Source organism: Georgenia sp. Z1344 (genome assembly GCF_049856295.1).
In the GTDB taxonomy this organism is placed as follows: Bacteria; Actinomycetota; Actinomycetes; order Actinomycetales; family Actinomycetaceae; genus JB111.
Genome location: NZ_JBNDMZ010000001.1, coordinates 112,221 through 130,355, shown reverse-complemented (window position 1 = coordinate 130,355; position 18,135 = coordinate 112,221). Strand labels below are relative to the sequence as shown.

General features: G+C 73.6%; 22 protein-coding genes. 1 reads left to right on the top strand and 21 read right to left on the bottom strand.

Annotation, left to right across the window (positions count from 1 at the left end; all coding sequences use genetic code 11):
* Positions 1-168: 168 nt before the first annotated feature.
* The 16 genes from ACPYO6_RS00650 to ACPYO6_RS00575 all read right to left on the bottom strand — a co-directional run bounded on the left by ACPYO6_RS00650 (position 169) and on the right by ACPYO6_RS00575 (position 12,643).
* Positions 169-1,116, bottom strand: a complete 948-nt coding sequence (locus ACPYO6_RS00650; protein ID WP_425712952.1) for an alpha/beta fold hydrolase — start codon at positions 1,114-1,116, stop codon at positions 169-171.
* A gap of 87 nt (positions 1,117-1,203) precedes the next feature.
* Positions 1,204-1,506: a DUF2469 domain-containing protein gene (locus ACPYO6_RS00645; RefSeq protein WP_425712951.1), complete on the bottom strand. Its 303-nt coding sequence runs from the start codon at positions 1,504-1,506 to the stop codon at positions 1,204-1,206.
* Between the two features lie 7 nt (positions 1,507-1,513).
* Complete coding sequence (locus ACPYO6_RS00640) at positions 1,514-2,242, bottom strand: ribonuclease HII (protein ID WP_425712950.1); 729 nt, start codon at positions 2,240-2,242, stop codon at positions 1,514-1,516.
* Positions 2,239-3,153: a signal peptidase I gene (gene lepB / locus ACPYO6_RS00635; protein WP_425712949.1), complete on the bottom strand. Its 915-nt coding sequence runs from the start codon at positions 3,151-3,153 to the stop codon at positions 2,239-2,241. Before lepB ends, ACPYO6_RS00640 begins: the two co-directional genes overlap by 4 nt.
* A 151-nt stretch (positions 3,154-3,304) precedes the next feature.
* Positions 3,305-3,655, bottom strand: coding sequence for a 50S ribosomal protein L19 (rplS, locus tag ACPYO6_RS00630; RefSeq protein ID WP_425712948.1), 351 nt, complete (start codon positions 3,653-3,655; stop codon positions 3,305-3,307).
* A 183-nt stretch (positions 3,656-3,838) separates the two neighbouring features.
* Positions 3,839-5,251: a tRNA (guanosine(37)-N1)-methyltransferase TrmD gene (trmD, locus tag ACPYO6_RS00625; protein ID WP_425712947.1), complete on the bottom strand. Its 1,413-nt coding sequence runs from the start codon at positions 5,249-5,251 to the stop codon at positions 3,839-3,841.
* A gap of 1 nt (position 5,252) precedes the next feature.
* Entirely contained in the window at positions 5,253-5,873 is a 621-nt protein-coding gene (gene rimM / locus ACPYO6_RS00620) for a ribosome maturation factor RimM (RefSeq protein WP_425712946.1), read from the bottom strand.
* Positions 5,874-6,031: 158 nt separating this feature from the next.
* Positions 6,032-6,271, bottom strand: a complete 240-nt coding sequence (locus ACPYO6_RS00615) for an RNA-binding protein (RefSeq protein ID WP_425712945.1) — start codon at positions 6,269-6,271, stop codon at positions 6,032-6,034.
* Position 6,272: 1 nt separating this feature from the next.
* On the bottom strand, positions 6,273-6,788 hold the full coding sequence (gene rpsP / locus ACPYO6_RS00610) for a 30S ribosomal protein S16 (protein ID WP_425712944.1): 516 nt from the start codon (positions 6,786-6,788) through the stop codon (positions 6,273-6,275).
* Between the two features lie 316 nt (positions 6,789-7,104).
* On the bottom strand, positions 7,105-7,887 hold the full coding sequence (locus ACPYO6_RS00605) for a hypothetical protein (RefSeq protein WP_425712943.1): 783 nt from the start codon (positions 7,885-7,887) through the stop codon (positions 7,105-7,107).
* Positions 7,884-8,771 (bottom strand): ATP-binding cassette domain-containing protein, encoded by an 888-nt coding sequence (locus ACPYO6_RS00600; RefSeq protein WP_425712942.1) that lies wholly within the window; start codon positions 8,769-8,771, stop codon positions 7,884-7,886. The genes ACPYO6_RS00605 and ACPYO6_RS00600 overlap by 4 nt, the downstream gene beginning before the upstream one ends.
* Before the next feature lie 48 nt (positions 8,772-8,819).
* The gene (locus tag ACPYO6_RS00595) at positions 8,820-9,626 is read right to left on the bottom strand and encodes an ABC transporter permease (protein ID WP_425712941.1); all 807 of its coding nucleotides are present in this window, start codon (positions 9,624-9,626) and stop codon (positions 8,820-8,822) included.
* Positions 9,623-10,549, bottom strand: a complete 927-nt coding sequence (locus tag ACPYO6_RS00590) for an ABC transporter ATP-binding protein (protein WP_425712940.1) — start codon at positions 10,547-10,549, stop codon at positions 9,623-9,625. Before ACPYO6_RS00590 ends, ACPYO6_RS00595 begins: the two co-directional genes overlap by 4 nt.
* A 92-nt stretch (positions 10,550-10,641) precedes the next feature.
* Entirely contained in the window at positions 10,642-11,418 is a 777-nt protein-coding gene (locus ACPYO6_RS00585) for a hypothetical protein (RefSeq protein ID WP_425712939.1), read from the bottom strand.
* Complete coding sequence (locus ACPYO6_RS00580; RefSeq protein WP_425712938.1) at positions 11,415-12,290, bottom strand: ATP-binding cassette domain-containing protein; 876 nt, start codon at positions 12,288-12,290, stop codon at positions 11,415-11,417. Before ACPYO6_RS00580 ends, ACPYO6_RS00585 begins: the two co-directional genes overlap by 4 nt.
* On the bottom strand, positions 12,287-12,643 hold the full coding sequence (locus ACPYO6_RS00575) for a GntR family transcriptional regulator (RefSeq protein WP_425712937.1): 357 nt from the start codon (positions 12,641-12,643) through the stop codon (positions 12,287-12,289). Before ACPYO6_RS00575 ends, ACPYO6_RS00580 begins: the two co-directional genes overlap by 4 nt.
* A gap of 83 nt (positions 12,644-12,726) precedes the next feature.
* Between ACPYO6_RS00575 and ACPYO6_RS00570 the strand changes: the two genes are divergently transcribed.
* Positions 12,727-13,833 carry an amidohydrolase family protein gene (locus ACPYO6_RS00570; protein ID WP_425712936.1) on the top strand — a complete coding sequence of 369 codons (1,107 nt, stop codon included), beginning with the start codon at positions 12,727-12,729 and terminating at the stop codon, positions 13,831-13,833.
* Between the two features lie 138 nt (positions 13,834-13,971).
* Here ACPYO6_RS00570 and ffh read toward each other — a convergent pair whose 3' ends face one another.
* The 5 genes from ffh to ACPYO6_RS00545 form a co-directional block, all read right to left on the bottom strand.
* Entirely contained in the window at positions 13,972-15,534 is a 1,563-nt protein-coding gene (ffh, locus tag ACPYO6_RS00565) for a signal recognition particle protein (protein ID WP_425712935.1), read from the bottom strand.
* A 265-nt stretch (positions 15,535-15,799) separates the two neighbouring features.
* On the bottom strand, positions 15,800-16,138 hold the full coding sequence (locus ACPYO6_RS00560; protein WP_425712934.1) for a P-II family nitrogen regulator: 339 nt from the start codon (positions 16,136-16,138) through the stop codon (positions 15,800-15,802).
* An 8-nt stretch (positions 16,139-16,146) separates the two neighbouring features.
* Positions 16,147-17,454, bottom strand: coding sequence for an ammonium transporter (locus ACPYO6_RS00555; RefSeq protein WP_425712933.1), 1,308 nt, complete (start codon positions 17,452-17,454; stop codon positions 16,147-16,149).
* A 162-nt stretch (positions 17,455-17,616) separates the two neighbouring features.
* Positions 17,617-17,874 (bottom strand): Txe/YoeB family addiction module toxin, encoded by a 258-nt coding sequence (locus ACPYO6_RS00550; RefSeq protein WP_425712932.1) that lies wholly within the window; start codon positions 17,872-17,874, stop codon positions 17,617-17,619.
* 1 nt (position 17,875) lies between these two features.
* Entirely contained in the window at positions 17,876-18,133 is a 258-nt protein-coding gene (locus ACPYO6_RS00545) for a type II toxin-antitoxin system Phd/YefM family antitoxin (protein ID WP_425712931.1), read from the bottom strand.
* Positions 18,134-18,135 lie beyond the last annotated feature (2 nt).

Sequence of the window (18,135 nt, the reverse complement as noted above, 5' to 3'; positions counted from 1 at the left end):
GGCAGGTCTGTGGACGAGGGTGCGTCGGCCGTGCCTGTGGGGACTTCGTCGCCGACGCGCGACGCCCGGCCACGCCGGGCCGCACGGCCACACGGCCACACGGCCACACGGCCACACGGCCACACGAACGCAGGGAATCGCCCGCGCGAGCGCACGCCGGCACGCCCGCTACTTCGCGGCGATCCGCCGTTCGATTACGCGCGCGACCGCCCGCGTCGCCTCGAGCGGGGCGAGGTGGCCGACGCCCGGCAGCAGGGTGACCTCCGGGTCGCCGGGCAGCAGTCGTGCGAGCTCGGCGCCCTGCTCCGCCGGTATCCACGGGTCCGCCTCGCCCCAGGCGATCGCCGTCGGCGCGCGGACGGAGCCGAGCCGTTCGACCACGGGCCGCGTGTGCTCCGGGGTGAGCGCACCGATCTGCCGGTAGAAGGCAGCCTGCCCGTCGACGCTCGTCCAGGGCCGGGCGAGGTCGTCGGGCAGCGCGGGGTCCAGGCCGGGACCGCCGGCCCCGGTGACGTACTCGCGCACCAGCGCGCGGTGCAGCGCCGACGGCAGGGCGGCGAACACGTCCTCGTGCTCGGCGACGAGCCGGAAGAACGGGGAGCCCCACGGGTCGAGCGTGACGATGTCGAGCAGCGTGATCGTCGCCGCCTCGCCCCCCTCGAGGAGGTGGGCCCCGAGGACGACGGCGCCGCCGATGTCGTGCCCCACGAGGTGCGGCCGCTCGAGCCCCCAGTGGTCGAGGAGCGCGGCCAGACGGCGGCGCTGCGCGACGAGGTCGACGGCGGGGAGGTCGGGCGGTGGGCCGTCGGATCCGTCGGGCGCATCGATTCCGTCGGTCGGCGCGGCCGCCGGGATCGACGCCCCGTACCCGGGCATGTCCCACAGGTACACGCGACGGTCGCGGGCGAGCAGCCGGGCCACCGGCTCCCACACCCGCGACGACCACGGCGTGCCGTGGCAGAGGACGACGTCGGCGGCGTTCGTGGCGGCTCCGTCGCGCTCCGGGCCGAGCGAAGAGGTGGCGACGGCGTCGTCGTCCCGCTCCGGGCCGAGCACGTAGGAGGCGACGGGGGCGTCGAGCTCGACGACGGTCGGCTCCGGCAGGTCGTCCGTCACGAGCGCCCGCCCGCGCGGCCGCTCACGAACGAGCCCCCGACCAGCCGCTCATGAGCCCCCGCGCGCTCCCTCACGAACCGACCACCCCTACGGCAGCTTGATGTCCGACTGGTTGAGCTCCTCGACGTTGACGTCCTTGAACGTCACGACGCGCACGTTCTTGACGAACCGGGCGGAGCGGTAGACGTCCCACACCCAGGCGTCGGAGAGCTCGAGCTCGAAGAAGACGTCGCCGCCGGCGTTGCGCACCTGGACGTCGACGCTGTTGCACAGGTAGAAGCGGCGCTCCGTCTCGACCACGTAGGTGAAGAGATTGACGACGTCTCGGTACTCGCGGAAGAGCCCCAGCTCGAGCTCGGTCTCGTAGTTCTCCAGGTCCTCGGCACTCACAGGGCCATCATGCACCCCGACGAGCGGGCAGCCGCCACGAGCGCCGGTGCCAGTCGCTCGCGCCGAGCTCGGCGAGCGCCGCGAGGTGACCGGCGGAGCCGTACCCCTTGTTGCCCGCGAGGCCGAACGCCTCGAGCTCGGGGCGCGCGGCGGCCTCGACCATGAGCGCGTCCCGCTCGACCTTGGCGAGCACGCTCGCCCCGGACACGGAGGCGCAGCGCAGGTCGCCCTTCACCTCGGTCATCACGGGCACGTCCCACGCCGGGACGCCGGCAGCGGCCGCCACGACGGCGTCGCTCGCCAGGGTGAGCAGGTCCGCCTCGGGCTCGGCGAGCCAGTCGTGGGCGCCGTCGAGGATCGTCGCCCCGGCCACGAGGCCGCCCCGGGCGAGGTCGGCGTGCACGGCGACGAGCGCCCGCCTCGCCGCGAGCCGCTGGGCCGGCAGGATCCCGAGGGCGTCGATCTCGGCCGGCGACGCGTGCCCGACCGCCCAGGCCGCGGCCCAGGCGCGCACCGGCTCGACCAGGGCCTCGCGCGCGGCGGGGCGCAGCGCCTTGGAGTCGGTGAGGCCCGCCGGGATCTCCCCGGTGGCCCTGCCCACCGCGCACACGCCGATGGTCACCGGTCCGGCGAGCGCGCCCCGGCCGACCTCGTCGACCCCGAGCACCACGGTGTGCTCCGGGAGATCGGCGAGGAGCTCGCGCTCGCGGGCGAGGTCGGGTGGCGCGGCCCTCACGGTGCGGGGACGTCCTCGAACGTCTCCTCCGGGTCGGAGTGCCAGTCGACGTTGCCCATCGGCCACACGGTCGCGAACGCGGTGCCGACCACGTTCTCGAGCGGCACGAACCCGCCACCCGGACCACCCATGTGCGCGCGGGAGTCCGCGGAGTTGTCCCGGTTGTCGCCCATCACCCACAGGTGCCCCTCGGGGACGACGACCTCGAACTCGAGCCCCGAGGGCTGCGCGCCGGGCGCAAGGTAGGGCTCGTCGATCGGCTCGCCGTTGACCATGAGCCGCCCGTCGGCGTCGCAGCAGGTCACGGTGTCGCCGGGGAGGCCGATCACGCGCTTGATGAGGTGCTGCCCGGCGTCCTGCGGGAGGATCCCCACGAAGGTGAGGCCGTCGGTGACGGCCCGCTGCACCGGGTTGCTGGACTCCACGGGCTGGTCCTCGAGCCAGCCGCCCGGGTCGACGAACACGACGATGTCGCCACGCTCGAGGTCGAACGGACCCGGCGTCAGCTTGCTCACCATCACCCGGTCCCCGACCTCGAGGGTCTCCTCCATCGAGCCCGAGGGGATGTAGAACGCCTGGACGAGGAACGTCTTGATGAGGACGGACAGGACGAGCGCGCACACCACGACGATCGCGGTCTCGCGCAGCCACGCCCCGATGCCGCCGCGCCGCGCCGAGCGGCCGGTGCCGCGGCGACGAGGGTCGTCCTCGGCAGCCGGGTCCGAGCCCGGGTCCGCGCCGGGGTCCGCGCCGGGGTCGGAGCCGATGCCCTCACCCGGACGACTGCCTCTCCCCGCGCCGGCTCCCCGGCCCCGCGGCGCCCGGCCGTCAGGGTCATGGGTGATCGCCGTGCCGTGGACGTCGACCTCGGAGGGGGTCGGAGCGCTCGGGGGCGTGAGCGGCTCGGTCATGCGTCCTCCTCGGTACGGCCGGCCGGGATGCCCGCACGCCAGGCGGTCCCACCGCCGTCGGTCCACACGGTATCCCGCGCACGACGACGCCCGGCGGACATCTCGTCCGCCGGGCGTCGTCCGGGAGCGGTCGGCTCGGTCGTGCCGGTGCTCAGGCGTTGTCGCGCTTCTCGCGGATCTTCGCGGCCTTCCCGCGCAGGTTGCGCAGGTAGTAGAGCTTGGCGCGGCGGACGTCGCCGCGGGTGACGCGCTCGATCGAGTCGATCGTCGGGGCGTGCACGGGGAACGTGCGCTCGACGCCGACGCCGAAGCTCACCTTGCGGACCGTGAAGGTCTCGCGGACGCCCTGGCCCTGGCGGGCGATGACGACGCCCTGGAAGACCTGGACGCGGGAGCGCGTGCCCTCGACGACCTTGACGTTGACCTTGACGGTGTCGCCCGCGCGGAAGGCGGGGACGTCGGTGCGGATCGACGCACCGTCGATGAAGTCCAGGGTCTGCATGAGAATCTCTCCTTCGCCCGTGCGCGCAGGTCACGGCCGGCTGGTCGGCGCTCGGCGCCGTCTGGTTCGGGTGCCTGCTCGGGCCGGGACCCCCTGCGGCAGGTCACCGGCCGCGGCTGTGCCGCGCAAGCCGCTCCATCCTGCCACATCGGCCCGTCCGCCCCCAGGGCCGATGCACCGCTCTCACGTGAGGTCGCGCACCATCACCACGTCGTCGTGCACCTGGTCGCCGACGCGGAACCGGCGCGGGCCGACGACGACGAACCCCGCGCGCTCGTAGGCCTTCCGTGCGCGTCGGTTGCGGGCGTTCGTGCCGAGCCAGAGGGCGCGCACGGGCTCCCCGTCGACCTCGCTGGTGGCCGTGGCCGCGACCGCGGAGTCGAGCAGGAGGCGGCCGAGGCCGGAGCCGAGGTACGCGCGGGCGATGTAGATCTTCGACAGCTCGGCGGCCGGCCGGGCGATGACGACGGCCGCGACGTCGTCGGCGTACGGCACGGCGTCGGCGCTCCCGGGCAGGTGGGTGAGCGTGTAGCCGGCGAGCTCTGGCCGGGCCGTCGCGCCGTCGGCTGCGCCCCGTACCGATCCCGCACCGGTACCGGTTCCGTCCTCGGCACGCCCGGTCCCGACCTCCGCGACCTGGAGGATCGCCGTCGGCGAGGCGATGTGGGCGGCCATCCGCTCCGCGGTCAGGTGCTCGGCGACGAACGCGGCGATGTCCTCCTCCGCGGTGCCGGGCGGGCAGGCGAGGGCGAACGTGGCGGCGGCGAGCGCGGCGAGGGCCTCGGCGTCGTCGGGGCCGGCGTCGCGGACGGTGACGGGCACGGGAGACGGTGCGCCGTCGGGGACGACCCGGCCGAGCCGCGCGAGGGTGCGCCGGTCCGCCTTCGTGAGGGCTCCGGCGTCGAGGGCGTCGAGAAGGTCGGGGCGCCGGGCGGCGGTCCGCTCGAGCGAGCGCTCGCGCCGCCAGGCCGCGGCGGCGCCGTGGTCGCCGGAGGTGAGGACGGGCGGGATCTCGAGCCCGCGCCACTCCGTCGGCCGGGTGTAGACCGGGTACTCGAGGGTGCCGTCGCCGGCGTGGGACTCCTCGGCGAGCGAGTCGGGGTTCCCGACGACGCCGGGCAGCAGCCGGACGACCCCCTCGACGAGCGCGAGCGCCGCGACCTCCCCGCCGTTGAGCACGTAGTCGCCGAGGGAGTACTCGAGGACCCGGACATCGTCACGGCCGCGGTAGTGCTCGGCGACCCGGGCGTCGATGCCCTCGTACCGTCCGCACGCGACGACGAGCGGGCCGTCGCCGGTGGCGAGCGAGTCGAGCGTGGCCTGCGTGAGCGGCTCGCCGGCCGGGGCGGGGATCGCGAGGACGCCGCCGACCGCGAGCAGCGGGTCGAGGGCCTCGCCCCACACGTCGGCGCGCATGACCATGCCCGCTCCCCCGCCGGCCGGGGTGTCGTCGACGGTGCGGTGACGGTCGGTCGTCACGTCCCGAAGGTCGTGGACGGCGAGGTCGACGAGGCCGTCGCGCCGGGCCTTCCCGATGAGGCTGAGGTCCAACGGCGCGAGGTAGTCGGGGAAGATCGTCACGACGTCGATGCGCACGTCAGTGCCCCGCGTCGGTCGGGCCCGCGTCGGTGGCACCTGCGTCAGTCACGTCCGGGCCGTCGTCGACCGGGTTCTCGTCGTCGGTCCCGGTCTCGTCCGCATCCTCGGGCAGCGGGTCGCCGGCGAGCAGGCCGCGCGGCGGGTCGAGGACGACCTTCCCGGCGGCGACGTCGACCACCGGCACGAGCGCGCGGACGAACGGCACGGGGGTCGTGGGGCCGTCGGTCTCGCGGACGAGCAGGAGGTCGTGCCCCGGGGCGGCCCGGAGGTCGACGACCTCGCCGAGCGTGCGGCCGTCGACGTGCTCGGCGCGCAGGCCCCGTAGCTCGTGCGGGTACCAGGCGTCCTCCTCGTCGTCCTCCTCGTCGGTCTCGACGACGAGCCGGACGCCACGCAGCGACTCGACCGCGGTGCGGTCCTCCGCCCCCGCGAACCGGACGTAGTAGGAGCCGCGGTCGACCCGGGTGCTCGTGACCTCGAGCGGCCCGGCGTCCGCGGGGTCCGTCTCGAGGGTGGCACCCACGGCGAGACGACGCTCGGGGTCGTCGGTGCGGACGTCGAGCCGGACCTCGCCCCGCAGCCCGTGCGGGGCCCCGACGACGGCGACGGTGAGCTGCACGGCGACTCCTTGACCGGTGGGGCCGCGCGGCGCGCGCCGGCAGGCCCGGTGGACTGTGGTGGGACGAACGATGGTGGGACGAACGGTGGTGGGACGAACGGTGGTGCGAACGACGCGGACCCGGCCCGCGAGGCGGGCCGGGTCCGGCGTCGGTGTGCTCAGCGGCGGTCGGTGTCGACGACGTCGATCCGCACGGGGCCCGAGGTCGACAGCGCGCCGATCACGGTGCGCAGCGCCTTCGCGGTGCGCCCCTGACGCCCGATCACGCGCCCGAGGTCCGCGGGGTTGACCCGCACCTCGAGCAGGTCGCCGCGGCGCAGCGAGCGCTCGGCCACGTGGACGTCGTCCGGGTTGTCGACGATCCCGCGCACGAGGTGCTCGAGGGCGTCGGCCAGCACGTCAGGCCTCCTCGGCCGGAGCCTCGGCGCCGCCCTCGGCGGTCTCGGTCGACCCCTCGGCGGCCGCGTCGTCGGAGTCGGTGGACTCGTCGGCGCTCGCCTCGGCGGCGGCCGCGGCCTCCTCCTCGGCCTTCTTGGCCGACGCGTCGGACTTGCGCTTCTCGGCGGCGTCCTCGGCGGCCTTGACGGCCTCGGCGCGGGCGGCGGCGACGGTCTCCTCGGAGGCGTCCTTCGTCCGCAGCGTGCCCTCGGCGCCGTCGATGCCCTTGAACTGCTGCCAGTCGCCGGTCACCTTGAGGAGCGCGGCGACCTGCTCGGTCGGCTGCGCGCCGACGCCGAGCCAGTACTGCACGCGCTCGGAGTCGATCTGGATGAGCGACGGCTCCTGCATCGGGTTGTAGAGGCCGATCTCCTCGATGGCCCTGCCGTCGCGACGGGTGCGGGAGTCCATGACGACCACGCGGTAGTGCGGGGCGTGGATCTTGCCGAGACGCTTGAGTCGGATCTTGACTGCCACTTGAGTGGGTGCTCCTGGTTCTGGGGTTCAGGTGGGCGTGCGCGCGCCGACGGTGGGAACACGACGACGGTTGCTGCCCGGGACACGGTCCGCGCGGGAGAGAGGGGCCCACGCACACCGGGTACAGCCCGCCATTGTGCCAGACATCTCCCCCGCCGGCACCGGTCGTCGGCGGGCGGGCGCGTGCCGTCGGCCACGTCGACGGGCGGCCGGGAGCCACGTCGACAGGCGGTCCGTGGCCCCACCCCCGGACGGCCGGTGGCCACGTCGACGCGAGGTCGGGCGGGGTGTCGTCGTCGGGGACGGTCCGGCTCGGTCAGGCGGGGCGGTTGCGTACCGGGGCGTCGCGCAGCACGAGCCAGAGACCGACCGCCGTCAGCACCACGGCGCCGAGCAGCACGAGCGGGACCGTCACGGGCGTCGGCCCGACGTCGGAGATCCGCTGGAACATCTCGCCCTGCATGTCGTTGCCGGTGACGAGGGCAGCGACTCCCACGACCGGCAGGAGCGCGGGGATCGTCAGCAGGATCGCCCCGACGACCGCGCCGCCGTGCAGGCGGTAGAACAGGGCGCCCACCAGCTGGCCGGACAGGACGGCCCCGAACGAGTTGGCGGCCATGACGAGCGCGAAGAACCACCACCCGCGCTCCCAGGCGGTCGGCACGTCCGACTCCGGGAAGGCGTGCTCCCACCCGGCGACCCGGAAGGCGAGCGCCTCGGCGGCCATGAGGAGCGTCGCCCCCGTCGACCACACGAGGCCGGCCACCGGGGCGGACGCGAGGTTGCCGAGGACGACCGAGGGCCGGGTGGCCCCCTGCGGCACGAACGCGACCATGTGCTGGCGCACGAGCACAAGGCCGACGACGAACGGCACGCCGAAGGCCAGCGACGAGAGCGACGCGACCCACGACCGGTCGACGCTCCACCCCACCGCGAGGACCGTGAGCGTGACGGCTGCGGCGGCGATCCCGATGACGAGGGCGATGAGCGTGACGTAGCCGTGCGCGACCGTGTTCCAGCCGGCGATCGAGAGCCACTGGGGCCGCCGCGGCCCGGCGTGCTGCGGGGCCCGGACGAGGTCGGACGCGAGGGTGGTCATGAGGAGCTCCCGGTGAGGTGGATGACGACGTCCTGGAGCCCGAGGTGACCGACCCCGATGCCTCGACGGGCGAGGTCGGCCCGGGTGGCGGCGTCGATGTCGGCGAGCACGGTGAGCTCGCTGGTGGGGCCCAGGCTGCGCTCGGCGAGGACGGTGAGGTCGGCGGCGGCGGCCCGCACGTCGTCCGTGCGTCCGGTGAGGGTGGCCCCGCGGGAGCGGAGGTCCTCGGCGCCGCCGTCGTGGACCACCCGCCCGTCGTCGAGGAGCACGACGTCCTCGAGCACGTTCTCGATCTCGGAGATGAGGTGGCTCGACAGGACGATCGTGCGGGGGTTGCGCGCGTAGTCGGCCACGAGCAGGTCGTAGAACTCCACGCGCGTGGGCGCGTCCATCCCGAGGTGGACCTCGTCGAACATCGTCAGCGGGGCGCGCGAGGCCAGCCCGAGGATCGCGCCGACCACGGCCCGTCGGCCGCGCGACATCTTGACCGGGTGCTGCTTCGGGTCGATGCCGAAGTGGTCGAGGAGCTGCTCGGCCCACGCCTGGTCCCACGTGGGCCGCAGCATGGCCGCGATCTGGAACGTGTCCTCGACGGGCTGGTCGGGGACGACGTCTCCGGACTCGCGCACGAGGCAGATCGCCGGCGCGAGCTGCGCGTCGTCGAACGGGTCGCGCCCGCCCACCCGCACGCTCCCCCGGGTCGGCCTGCGGAAGCCGGCGAGCGCGGACAGCGCCGTGGTCTTGCCCGAGCCGTTGCGGCCGAGCAGGCCGGTGATCCGGCCCTCGCGGAAGCCGCACATCGCGGCGTCCAGGGCAGTCGTGCGGCCGAGCCGGACGATGACGTCCTCGAGCCGCGCGTCGAGCGGGGTGTGCGTGGAGCTCACGTCGTCAGCCTCTCGCGGGTGGGTGGTCAGGCTCGCGCGGGTGGGTGGTCAGGACCAGCGGAACAGGCGGGCCGCGAGCGGGTAGAGCACGGCCACGTAGGCGATCATGACGACGAGCTGGAGCAACGGCACGCCCGAGCCGAACCAGGCCTCGGTCATCGCCTGGCTGGCGGCGCCGAGCGGCGTGAACCGGGCGATCGACTCGACGATGTCCGGCATGATCGGCCCGGGCGTCCACAGGCCCGCGAAGAAGAGCATCGGGAAGTACACGAGCATCCCCAGTCCGTTCGCCGTCGAGGCCTTCGCCGCGAACGCGGCGATGAGGAGCCCGATGCCGAAGGTGGACGCCAGCCCGAGCAGGGCGGCCTGGACGAGCAGTACCGGCTGGGTGGGGACCACGAGGTCGTGGACGAGCGCCGAGACACCGAGCGCGAGCACCGCCGCCACGAGGAACGCCGCGACGTTGACGATCACCTGGGCGACGAGGATGCCGGACGGGCGCATCGGCGTCGCGGCGAGGCGGCGCAGCACGCCGCGCTCGCGGTAGCCCGCGATGTACGACGGGAGCGTCGTCAGCGCGGGTGCGGCGATCGCGGTCGCGAGGATGACGGGCATGAACGAGGCGATGACGGTCACCCCGTCGTAGGAGGTGCCGGGCGACTCGATCGTGTCGCGCATGCCGGGGATGGCGAAGCCGAGCCCGACGGCGAGGATGAGCGGGAAGAACAGGGCGAAGAACACCGACCCGGGGTCCCGCAGGAACAGGACGGCCTCGGAGCGGACGAGGGCGCCGAGGCCTCGCTGGCGCGCGGCTCGGGGCACGGGGGTCGTGGTGGCGTGGGCGGTGGCGGTCATGCGGCAACCTCCTCGGGCTGGGCACTCGTGAGGTCGACGAAGACGTCCTCGAGCGTGCGGGTACGGGTGTTGAGCGACGCGGGCACGATGCCCGCGCGGTCGAGGGCGGCGACGACGTCGGGCAGGACGCGCGTGCCACCCGTGATGCTGAGCGCGGAGCCGCGGCGGGTGACGTCGCTGACGGCGTCGAGGTCCCGGATCAGGTCCTCCGGGTCGGCGGCGCCGGCGGGCAGCCCGACCGTGAGGACGGTCTGGCCCGAGTCGGCGGAGGTGAGCTCGGCCGGGGTGCCCTCGGCGACGACGTGGCCGGCGTCGATGACGACGATCCGGTCGGCGAGGTGCTCGGCCTCGTCCATGAAGTGCGTGACGAGGAGGATCGTCACGCCGGAGTCGCGGACCCGCTCGACGAGCTTCCAGGTCTCGCGCCGGCCGACGGGGTCGAGCCCGGTGGTCAGCTCGTCGAGGATGACGACCTGCGGGCTGCCCACGAGGGCGAGCGCGATGGACAGGCGCTGCTGCTGACCGCCCGAGAGGTCGTCGAACCGGGTGCGCCTCGAGTCCTCGAGGCCGAGCATGGCGATGAGCTCGTCGACGTCCGCCGGCTCGGGGTAGAAGGCCGCGTAGAGGCGCAGGGCCTCCTCGACGGTGATCTTCGCCGGGAGCTTGGACTCCTGGAGCTGGACGCCGAGGACCTGCCGCACGGCGGCGGGGTCGGCCTGCGGGTCGATGCCGAGGACGCGGGCGGTGCCGGAGTCCTGCTTCTGCAGGCCGGCGAGGATCTCGACGCTGGTGGTCTTGCCGGCGCCGTTCGGGCCGAGGATGCCGACGATCTCGCCGGGCTGGACGCTCAGGCTGACGTCGGCGACGGCCACCTTCTGGCCGAAGGTCTTGCGGAGGTGGGTGATCTCGATGGCGGATGACACAGGTGTCCCCTCCTTCGGGGGTGCGGTACGTGTGGAGCTGGTGGGCGGTCCGTGCCCGTGGGTGGGACGGACCGGTGGGCGGGCGCGGGCGATCAGGCCACGACGCCGCCGATCGGGGTACGCCGGACGACGGCCGCGAAGTAGCCGGCGATCACGAGCGTCGCTCCGCCGACGATGAGGTAGACCCAGCCGCCGAGGCCCGCGAGGTTGCCGACGGAGTCGGGCCGGCCGAGGTCGACGAGAACCTGTGCGCCGAGGACCGGCAGCAGGGCGAACGGGAGCAGGAGCGTGCCGCGCAGGCCGCCGAACCGGTGGTAGCCGGCGCCGACCGCGAGGCCCGAGACGAGCCCGGCGAGCACCATGAGCGCGATGACGGCCCACGGCGCGAGCAGCCCGGACTCCCAGATGCCGTCGACGATCCCGTCGTCGTCGGTGCCCATGGCGCCGTGCGCCCAGCCGAGCGCGCCGTAGATCCAGCCCTCGACAATCAGGAGCAGGGCCATGACGAGCCCGTGGCCGAGCGCGGCGACGAAGGACGAGGCGAGCGCCCCGCGGATGAACGAGCGTCGCGTCATCCCGTTGGCCACGCACGTGGTGAGGACGACCGCGATGGCCACGGCGATCGAGAACGGGAACCACAGGGTCGCGTAGATGGCGAACTGCATGACGGAGACGCGCACGGTGGTGAAGTGGTCGACGAGCAGGGTGGCGACGACGACGGCGACGACGGCCAGCGCCCAGAACCACGCCCCGACGACGCCGTGCACGCCCAGCATCGAGGCCGTGGCGCGGCCCCACTGGGGGCGCGTGCCCCGCCCGGTGCCGGGCACGGCGGTCGGAGTGGTGAGGGTGGGGTCGGTGGAGGTCATGACGTGCGCTCCGTGAGGTGGATGACGAGCTCCTGCAGGCCGAGGCGGCCGACGGCGAGCCCCTGGTCCTCCAGGCCGCGCAGGGTGGCCCGGTCGGGCCGGCCGTAGACCGCGGCCTCCTTCGTGCCGCCGAGCGTGCGCACGGCGAGGACCTCGAGGTCGGCGACGGCGCGGTCGACCGCGTCGGCGGGTCCCGTGACGGTGAGTCCGCCGGCGGTGATCTCGTCCGCGTCGCCGGCCACGCGCAGCCCGCCGCGGTCGAGGATGATCACGTGCTCGAGCAGCTGCTCGATCTCGCTGATGAGGTGGCTGGACAGGACGATCGTGCGTGGGTGCTCGGCGTAGTCCGCGAGCAGCCGCTCGTAGAACAGGGCGCGCGAGGGTGCGTCCATCCCGAGGTAGACCTCGTCGAACATCGTCAGCGGCGCCCGCGAGGCGAGCCCGATCGTGGCGGCGACGGCCGACCGGTTGCCGCGCGAGAGCGCGTCGACCGACTTCTTGGGGTCGACCTCGAACGCGTCGAGCAGCTCGTCCGCGAACGCCTGGTCCCACCGGGGGCGGGTCTGGCGCACGGCCCGCAGGTTGGCGCGCACGTTCTCCGTGGTGAAGAGGTCGCCGGCCTCGCGGACGAGGCACGTGCCCTCCATGAGGGTCTCGTGCTCGAAGGGGTCGGCGCCCTCGACGCGCACGCGCCCCGAGGTGGGGCGGCGCAGGGCGGCGACGACGCCGAGGAGCGTCGACTTGCCGGCGCCGTTGCGGCCGAGCAGGCCTGTGATGGAGCCCGGCTCGATCGTCGTGGTGACGCCGTCGAGCGCCTGCGTGCGGCCGAGCCGGACGCCGAGGTCGTCGATCTCCACGCGGTAGCCGGTCATGACGTCGCTCCCTTGATGTGGGCGATGATCTCGCCCTCGGTGATGCCGAGGGCGGCGGCCTCCGCGAGCACCGGGTCGAGGTGCTCGGCGAAGAATGCCTCGCGCCCGCTGGCGAGGAGGGCGGCGGGGGCGCCCGGGGCGACGAACATGCCGACGCCGCGCTGCTTGTACAGGATGCCCTCGTCCACCAGCAGCGCAAATGCTTTTGCCGCGGTGGCCGGGTTGATCCGGTACGTGGTCGAGAACTGGGTGGTCGACATGACCTGCTCCTCCTCCCGGAGGTTGCCGGTGACGATCTGCCGACGCAGGTGCTCCGCGATCTGCTGGTAGATCGGCTCGGGCCCGTCGAACATCTCGTCACCTCCTTCGTTGGTTCATTACTCGACTAATGAACCACGGAACCGACGAACCGTCAACCCGTGCGACCCTCGTCCCCATGAGCGCCCCGTCACGCCCGCTGCACCTGAGCGGCACCGTCGTCGTCGACGAGAGCACCGTGCTGCCCGAGATCTGGGTCGAGGCGGGGCGGATCCACACCTCTCCCCCGCCGGGGGCGGAGGCGTCCGACGAGGTGCGCGGCGTCGTCGTGCCGGGTCTGGTCGACGTGCACGCCCACATCGGGCTCGGCGCGGGAGGCGCGGTGGACGAGGCGACGGCCGAGGCGCAGGCGCTCGCCGACCGCGACTCGGGCGTGCTGCTCGTCCGCGACGCCGGCTCCCCCGCCGACACGCGCTGGGTCGACGACCGCGGCGACCTGCCCCGGCTGCTCCGCGCCGGCCGGCACATCGCCCGCCCGAAGCGCTACATCAGGAACTTCGCGCGCGAGCTCGACGACGTCGCGCTGCTGCCCGAGGCCGTGGCCGAGGAGGCGCGGCGCGGGGACGGGTGGGTCAAGCTCGTCGGCGACTGGATCGACCGGTCCCTCGGCGCCGACGCCGACCTCACGCCGCTGTGGCCGCGGGACGTGCTGACCGACGCCGTCGCGGCCGCGCACGAGAACGACGCGCGCGTCACCGTCCACACCTTCGCCACCGAGACGGTCGAGGACTGCCTCGCCGCGGGGGTCGACTGCCTCGAGCACGGGACAGGCATGACGACCGACCACATGACCGAGCTGGCCGCCCGCGGCGTCCCGGTGACGGTGACGGCCCGGCAGACCGCCCAGTTCGGCGACTTCGCCGACCAGGCCGGCGCGAAGTACCCCGTCTACGCGGCCCGGATGCGGGCGATGCACGCGCGGCGGCGCGAGTTCTGGGGCGAGGTCGTGGCGGCCGGCCTGCCGCTGCTCATGGGCTCCGACGCCGGGGGCACGCTTGACCACGGCACGCTGCCGGACGAGCTCGTGGCGTGCGCCGAGCTGGGCATCCCGCACGAGCGCGTCCTCGCGGCGGCGACGTGGGAGGCGCGGCGCTACCTCGGTGTACCGGGCATCGAGGACGGGGCGAGCGCCGACCTCGTCGTCTACGCGGACGACCCGCGGACTGACGTGGGCGTCACGCGGCGGCCGACGGCGATCGTCCTGCGCGGCACGCGCATCCGCTGACCCTCACCCGGCGAGTGAGCGGATGTCCGCCCGACGCGTGCGGGAACCTGGCGAGCGAGCACACCCGGCGGGCGAGCGGACGTCCACCCGGGGACTGAACCGGCGTCCGCGTCGACGTCCGCATCCGCGTCGACAGCGTCAGCGCAGGTACTTCTGCAGCTCGGAGATGTCGAGGTCCTCGGGCTTGGGCTGGACCGGACCCGTGCCCCCGCCGCCGAACGAGGCGCCCGACGGGGCGGACGCGCGCGAGGCGAGCTCGCGCTCCTGCTGCGCGCGCTTGGCGGGGTTGCCGCTCTTGCCCTTCTTCTTCTTCTTCACCTGCGGCGCCTGACGGCCCTTGGACTTCTTTCCGCCGCCCATGCCGGGGCCGCCTGGGAACCCGCCCGCGCCGGGCATGCCGCCGCCGCTGTTCATCTTGCGCATCATCACCCGGGCCTGCTCGAACCGCTCGAGCAGGGAGTTGACCTGCTGGACGGTGGTGCCGGCGCCCTTGGCGATGCGCGAGCGCCGCGAGCCGTTGAGGATCTTGACGTTGTCGCGCTCGGCGGGCGTCATCGAGCGGACGATCGCCTCGACGCGGTCGACCTCGCGCTCGTCGAAGTTGTCCAGCTGCTCGCGCATCTGGCCCATGCCCGGGAGCATCCCGAGCATCTTCTTCATCGAGCCCATCTTCTTGATCTGCTGGAGCTGCCCGAGGAAGTCCCCCAGCGTGAAGTCGTCGCCGGCGAGCTTCTCGGCGAGCTTCTCCGCCTCGGCGGCGTCGTAGGTCCGCTCGGCCTGCTCGATGAGGGTGAGGACGTCACCCATGTCGAGGATGCGGGACGCCATGCGGTCGGCGTGGAAGCGCTCGAAGTCCTCGAGCTTCTCACCGGTCGAGGCGAACAGGACCGGCACGCCCGTGACACCGCGGACGGACAGGGCGGCGCCACCGCGCGCGTCGCCGTCGAGCTTGGACAGGACGACGCCGGTGAAGCCGACCCCCTCGGCGAACGCGTTCGCGGTGGTGACGGCGTCCTGGCCGATCATCGCGTCGAGGACGAACAGGGTCTCGTGCGGCTGGACCGCGTCGCGGATGTTCGCGGCCTGCCGCATCATCTCCTCGTCCACACCGAGGCGGCCCGCGGTGTCGACGATGACGACCGAGTGCATGGCCTGCCGGGCGCGCTCGAGGCCCGAGCGGGCGACCTCGACCGGGTCACCGACACCGTTGCCCGGCTCCGGCGCCCACACGGACACGCCGGCGCGCTCGCCGACGATCTGGAGCTGGGTGACGGCGTTGGGCCGCTGGAGGTCGGAGGCGACGAGCAGCGGGGTGTGGCCCTGCTCGCGCAGCCACTTGCCGAGCTTGCCGGCCAGGGTCGTCTTTCCGGCGCCCTGGAGGCCGGCGAGCATGATGACCGTCGGCGGGTGCTTGGCGATGAAGAGGTCGCGGGACTCGCCGCCGAGGACCTCGACGAGCTCCTCGTGGACGATCTTGATGACCTGCTGGCCCGGGTTGAGAGCCTTGGACAGGTCGGCCCCCGTGGCGCGCTCGCGGATCCGACCGGTGAACTCCCGGACGACCGGGAGCGCGACGTCGGCCTCGAGCAGGGCCCGCCGGATCTCCCGGACGGTGGTGGCGACGTCCTCCTCGGAGAGTCGCCCCTTCCCGCGCAGGCCCTTGAAGGCGCCGGTGATCCGGTCGGAGAGGGAGGCGAACACGTAGGTCCTTCGTCGGTCGGGGCGCTGCGGCGGAGCCGGATTCTCGGCTCGGGACGGCGCGCGCGGTCAGGTCGTTGCCCGCAAGGGTAACAACGGGGACGACGACGCGGCCGTGGTGTGCCTCGCCCTCGCCCGTCGGCCGGGTGGCCGGTCGGTGGCCGAGGCGCCGGGCGCAACTCAGGTTCCGACCCTGGCCCTGCAGACGGCACGAGCCCCCGCCCGCCGGCTGTGACGCAGACGGACGGGGGCCCGGGAGACGTCGCGGCTAGATGGCCTCGGAGCCGCGCTCGCCGGTGCGGACGCGGACGACCTCGCCGACGTCGGACACCCAGACCTTGCCGTCGCCGATGCGGCCGGTGTGCGCGGCGCTGACGACGGCGTCGAGGACCTTGCTCGCCTCCGCGTCGTCGACGAGGACCTCGATGCGGACCTTGGGCACGAGCCGGACCTCGTACTCGGCGCCGCGGTAGACCTCGGTGTGGCCGTGCTGGCGGCCGAACCCGTTGGCGTCCGAGACGGTCATGCCGGTGACCCCGGCGGACTCGAGGGCGGCCTTGATGTCCTCGAGCCGGAAGGGCTGGACGATGGCGGTGATGAGCTTCATGGCGGTCCTCACTTCTCCGATCCGGTGAGCAGGCGGCCGGTGCCGATGCCCTCGTACGCGCTCTCCGCGTGCTGGGCGGTGTCGATGCCGGCAGTCTCCTCGTCCTCGCTGATGCGCCACCCCATGGTCGCCCTGAGGACCAGGGCGATGATCAGCGTGACGAGCCCCGAGTAGATCACGGCGAGCGCCGCGACGAGCGTCTGAACCGCCAGGAGAGCGAGTCCTCCGCCCGTGAGCAGTCCGCCGTCGTCGGCGAGGAACCCGATGAGGACGGTGCCGACGAGCCCTCCGACGAGGTGGACGCCGACGACGTCGAGGGAGTCGTCGAACCGCCAGCGGTACTTCAGGCTCACCGCGAGCGCGCACAGGGCGCCGGCGATCACGCCGAGGACGATCGACGTGACCGGGGTGAGCGCTCCCGCGGCCGGCGTGATCGCCACGAGCCCGGCGACCGTTCCCGAGGCCGCTCCCAGCGACGTCATCCGGCCGTCGCGGATCTTCTCCGTGACGAGCCAGCCGAGGATCGCGGCGGCGGTCGCGGAGGTCGTGTTGACCCACGCGAGACCCGCGACGCCGTCGGCGGTGAACGCCGACCCGGCGTTGAACCCGAACCAGCCCACCCACAGCAGGGCGGCGCCGACCATGACGAGCGGCAGGTTGTGCGGCGGCATGGGGCGCCGGCCGAAGCCTGCCCGGCTGCCGACGACGAGCGCGAGCACGAGCCCGGCGATCCCGGCGTTGATGTGGACGACCGTGCCTCCGGCGAAGTCGATCGGCTCGGCGATCCCGGCGAGCGGGCCGTCGCCGGACAGCAGCCCGCCGCCCCACACCATGTGGGCCATCGGGAAGTAGGACAGCGTCACCCAGGCGGCGGCGAACACGAGCCAGGTCGCGTAGCGCACGCGCTCGGCGATCGCGCCGGAGACCAGTGCGGTCGTGATGATCGCGAACGTGGACTGGAACGCGACGCCCACGTACACGGGAACCCCGACGTCGTCGAGGAGGAACGTGCCGTCCGCGGCGGTGACGAGACCCTCGAGGGCGAACCCGTCGAGCGGGTTGCCGAACAGGCCGGCGAACGAGGAGCCGTAGCTCGTCGAGTACCCCCACAGCGGGTAGATCACGCCGACCACGGCGATGACGCCGAAGCTCATCATCATCATGTTGAGCACGCCGCGCGAGCGGGTCATGCCGCCGTAGAACAGGGCGAGAGCCGGCACGGTCATCATGAGCACGAGCGTGGCGGACATCAGCATCCAGGCCGTGGCGCCGGTGTCGAGCGTCGGGGGCGCCGACGACGCGATCAATGGGGTCATGTCTCCTCCTCGCCGGCACCGTCGGCCGGTCTGGGAGGGACTGTGCCGAGCGCGTGTGTCGCGCGGCCGCGCAGGAGGTTTCGGCCGTGTAACCGGCGGCGCCGCCACGTGACGATCACGTGACGGCGCCGGGAGGCTGAGCGGAAGGTGCGAGAGGGAGCGTCAGCCGTAGTGGTAGCGGCAGGAGGCGATGCGGACGTCGTCGCCGACGACCTTGTAGACCAGCCGGTGCTCGTCGGTGATGCGGCGCGACCAGTACCCGGCGAAGTCGTGCTTGAGGGGCTCTGGCTTGCCGATGCCGTCGTTGCCGTTGCGCCGCACGTCGGCCAGCAGCAGGTTGATCCGCTTGAGGACCTTGCGGTCCTGCGCCTGCCACCACAGGTAGTCCTGCCAGGCGTTCTCGTCCCAGACGAACGGCACGTCAGGCGTCCTCGGTCAGCTCGTGCACCTCTCCGCCCCCGGACTCGAGGCGCTCCATGGCGTCGAGCAGGCGCCGCGCGTTCGCCGGCGAGCGCATGAGGTAGGCCGTCTCCCGCAGCGACTCGTAGTCGGCGAGGGACACGATGACGACCGACTCGTGCCCGGCGCGCGTGACGACGACCTCCTCGCGGTCGTTCGTCACGCCGTCGAGCACCTCGGCGTAGCGCGCCCGTGACTCGGTGTAGCTCATCGTCTTCATCG

What these genes read in the sequence shown, in the direction of transcription:
- lepB (WP_425712949.1), bottom strand. Translation starts at nt 3,153, where the DNA reads ATGACCGAGCCGCTCACGCCCCCGAGCGCTCCGACCCCCTCCGAGGTC.
- rplS (WP_425712948.1), bottom strand. Translation starts at nt 3,655, where the DNA reads ATGCAGACCCTGGACTTCATCGACGGTGCGTCGATCCGCACCGACGTC.
- ACPYO6_RS00605 (WP_425712943.1), bottom strand. Translation starts at nt 7,887, where the DNA reads ATGACCACCCTCGCGTCCGACCTCGTCCGGGCCCCGCAGCACGCCGGG.
- ACPYO6_RS00595 (WP_425712941.1), bottom strand. Translation starts at nt 9,626, where the DNA reads ATGACCGCCACCGCCCACGCCACCACGACCCCCGTGCCCCGAGCCGCG.
- ACPYO6_RS00585 (WP_425712939.1), bottom strand. Translation starts at nt 11,418, where the DNA reads ATGACCTCCACCGACCCCACCCTCACCACTCCGACCGCCGTGCCCGGC.
- ACPYO6_RS00580 (WP_425712938.1), bottom strand. Translation starts at nt 12,290, where the DNA reads ATGACCGGCTACCGCGTGGAGATCGACGACCTCGGCGTCCGGCTCGGC.
- ACPYO6_RS00575 (WP_425712937.1), bottom strand. Translation starts at nt 12,643, where the DNA reads ATGTTCGACGGGCCCGAGCCGATCTACCAGCAGATCGCGGAGCACCTG.
- ACPYO6_RS00570 (WP_425712936.1), top strand. Translation starts at nt 12,727, where the DNA reads ATGAGCGCCCCGTCACGCCCGCTGCACCTGAGCGGCACCGTCGTCGTC.
- ACPYO6_RS00560 (WP_425712934.1), bottom strand. Translation starts at nt 16,138, where the DNA reads ATGAAGCTCATCACCGCCATCGTCCAGCCCTTCCGGCTCGAGGACATC.
- ACPYO6_RS00555 (WP_425712933.1), bottom strand. Translation starts at nt 17,454, where the DNA reads ATGACCCCATTGATCGCGTCGTCGGCGCCCCCGACGCTCGACACCGGC.
- ACPYO6_RS00545 (WP_425712931.1), bottom strand. Translation starts at nt 18,133, where the DNA reads ATGAAGACGATGAGCTACACCGAGTCACGGGCGCGCTACGCCGAGGTG.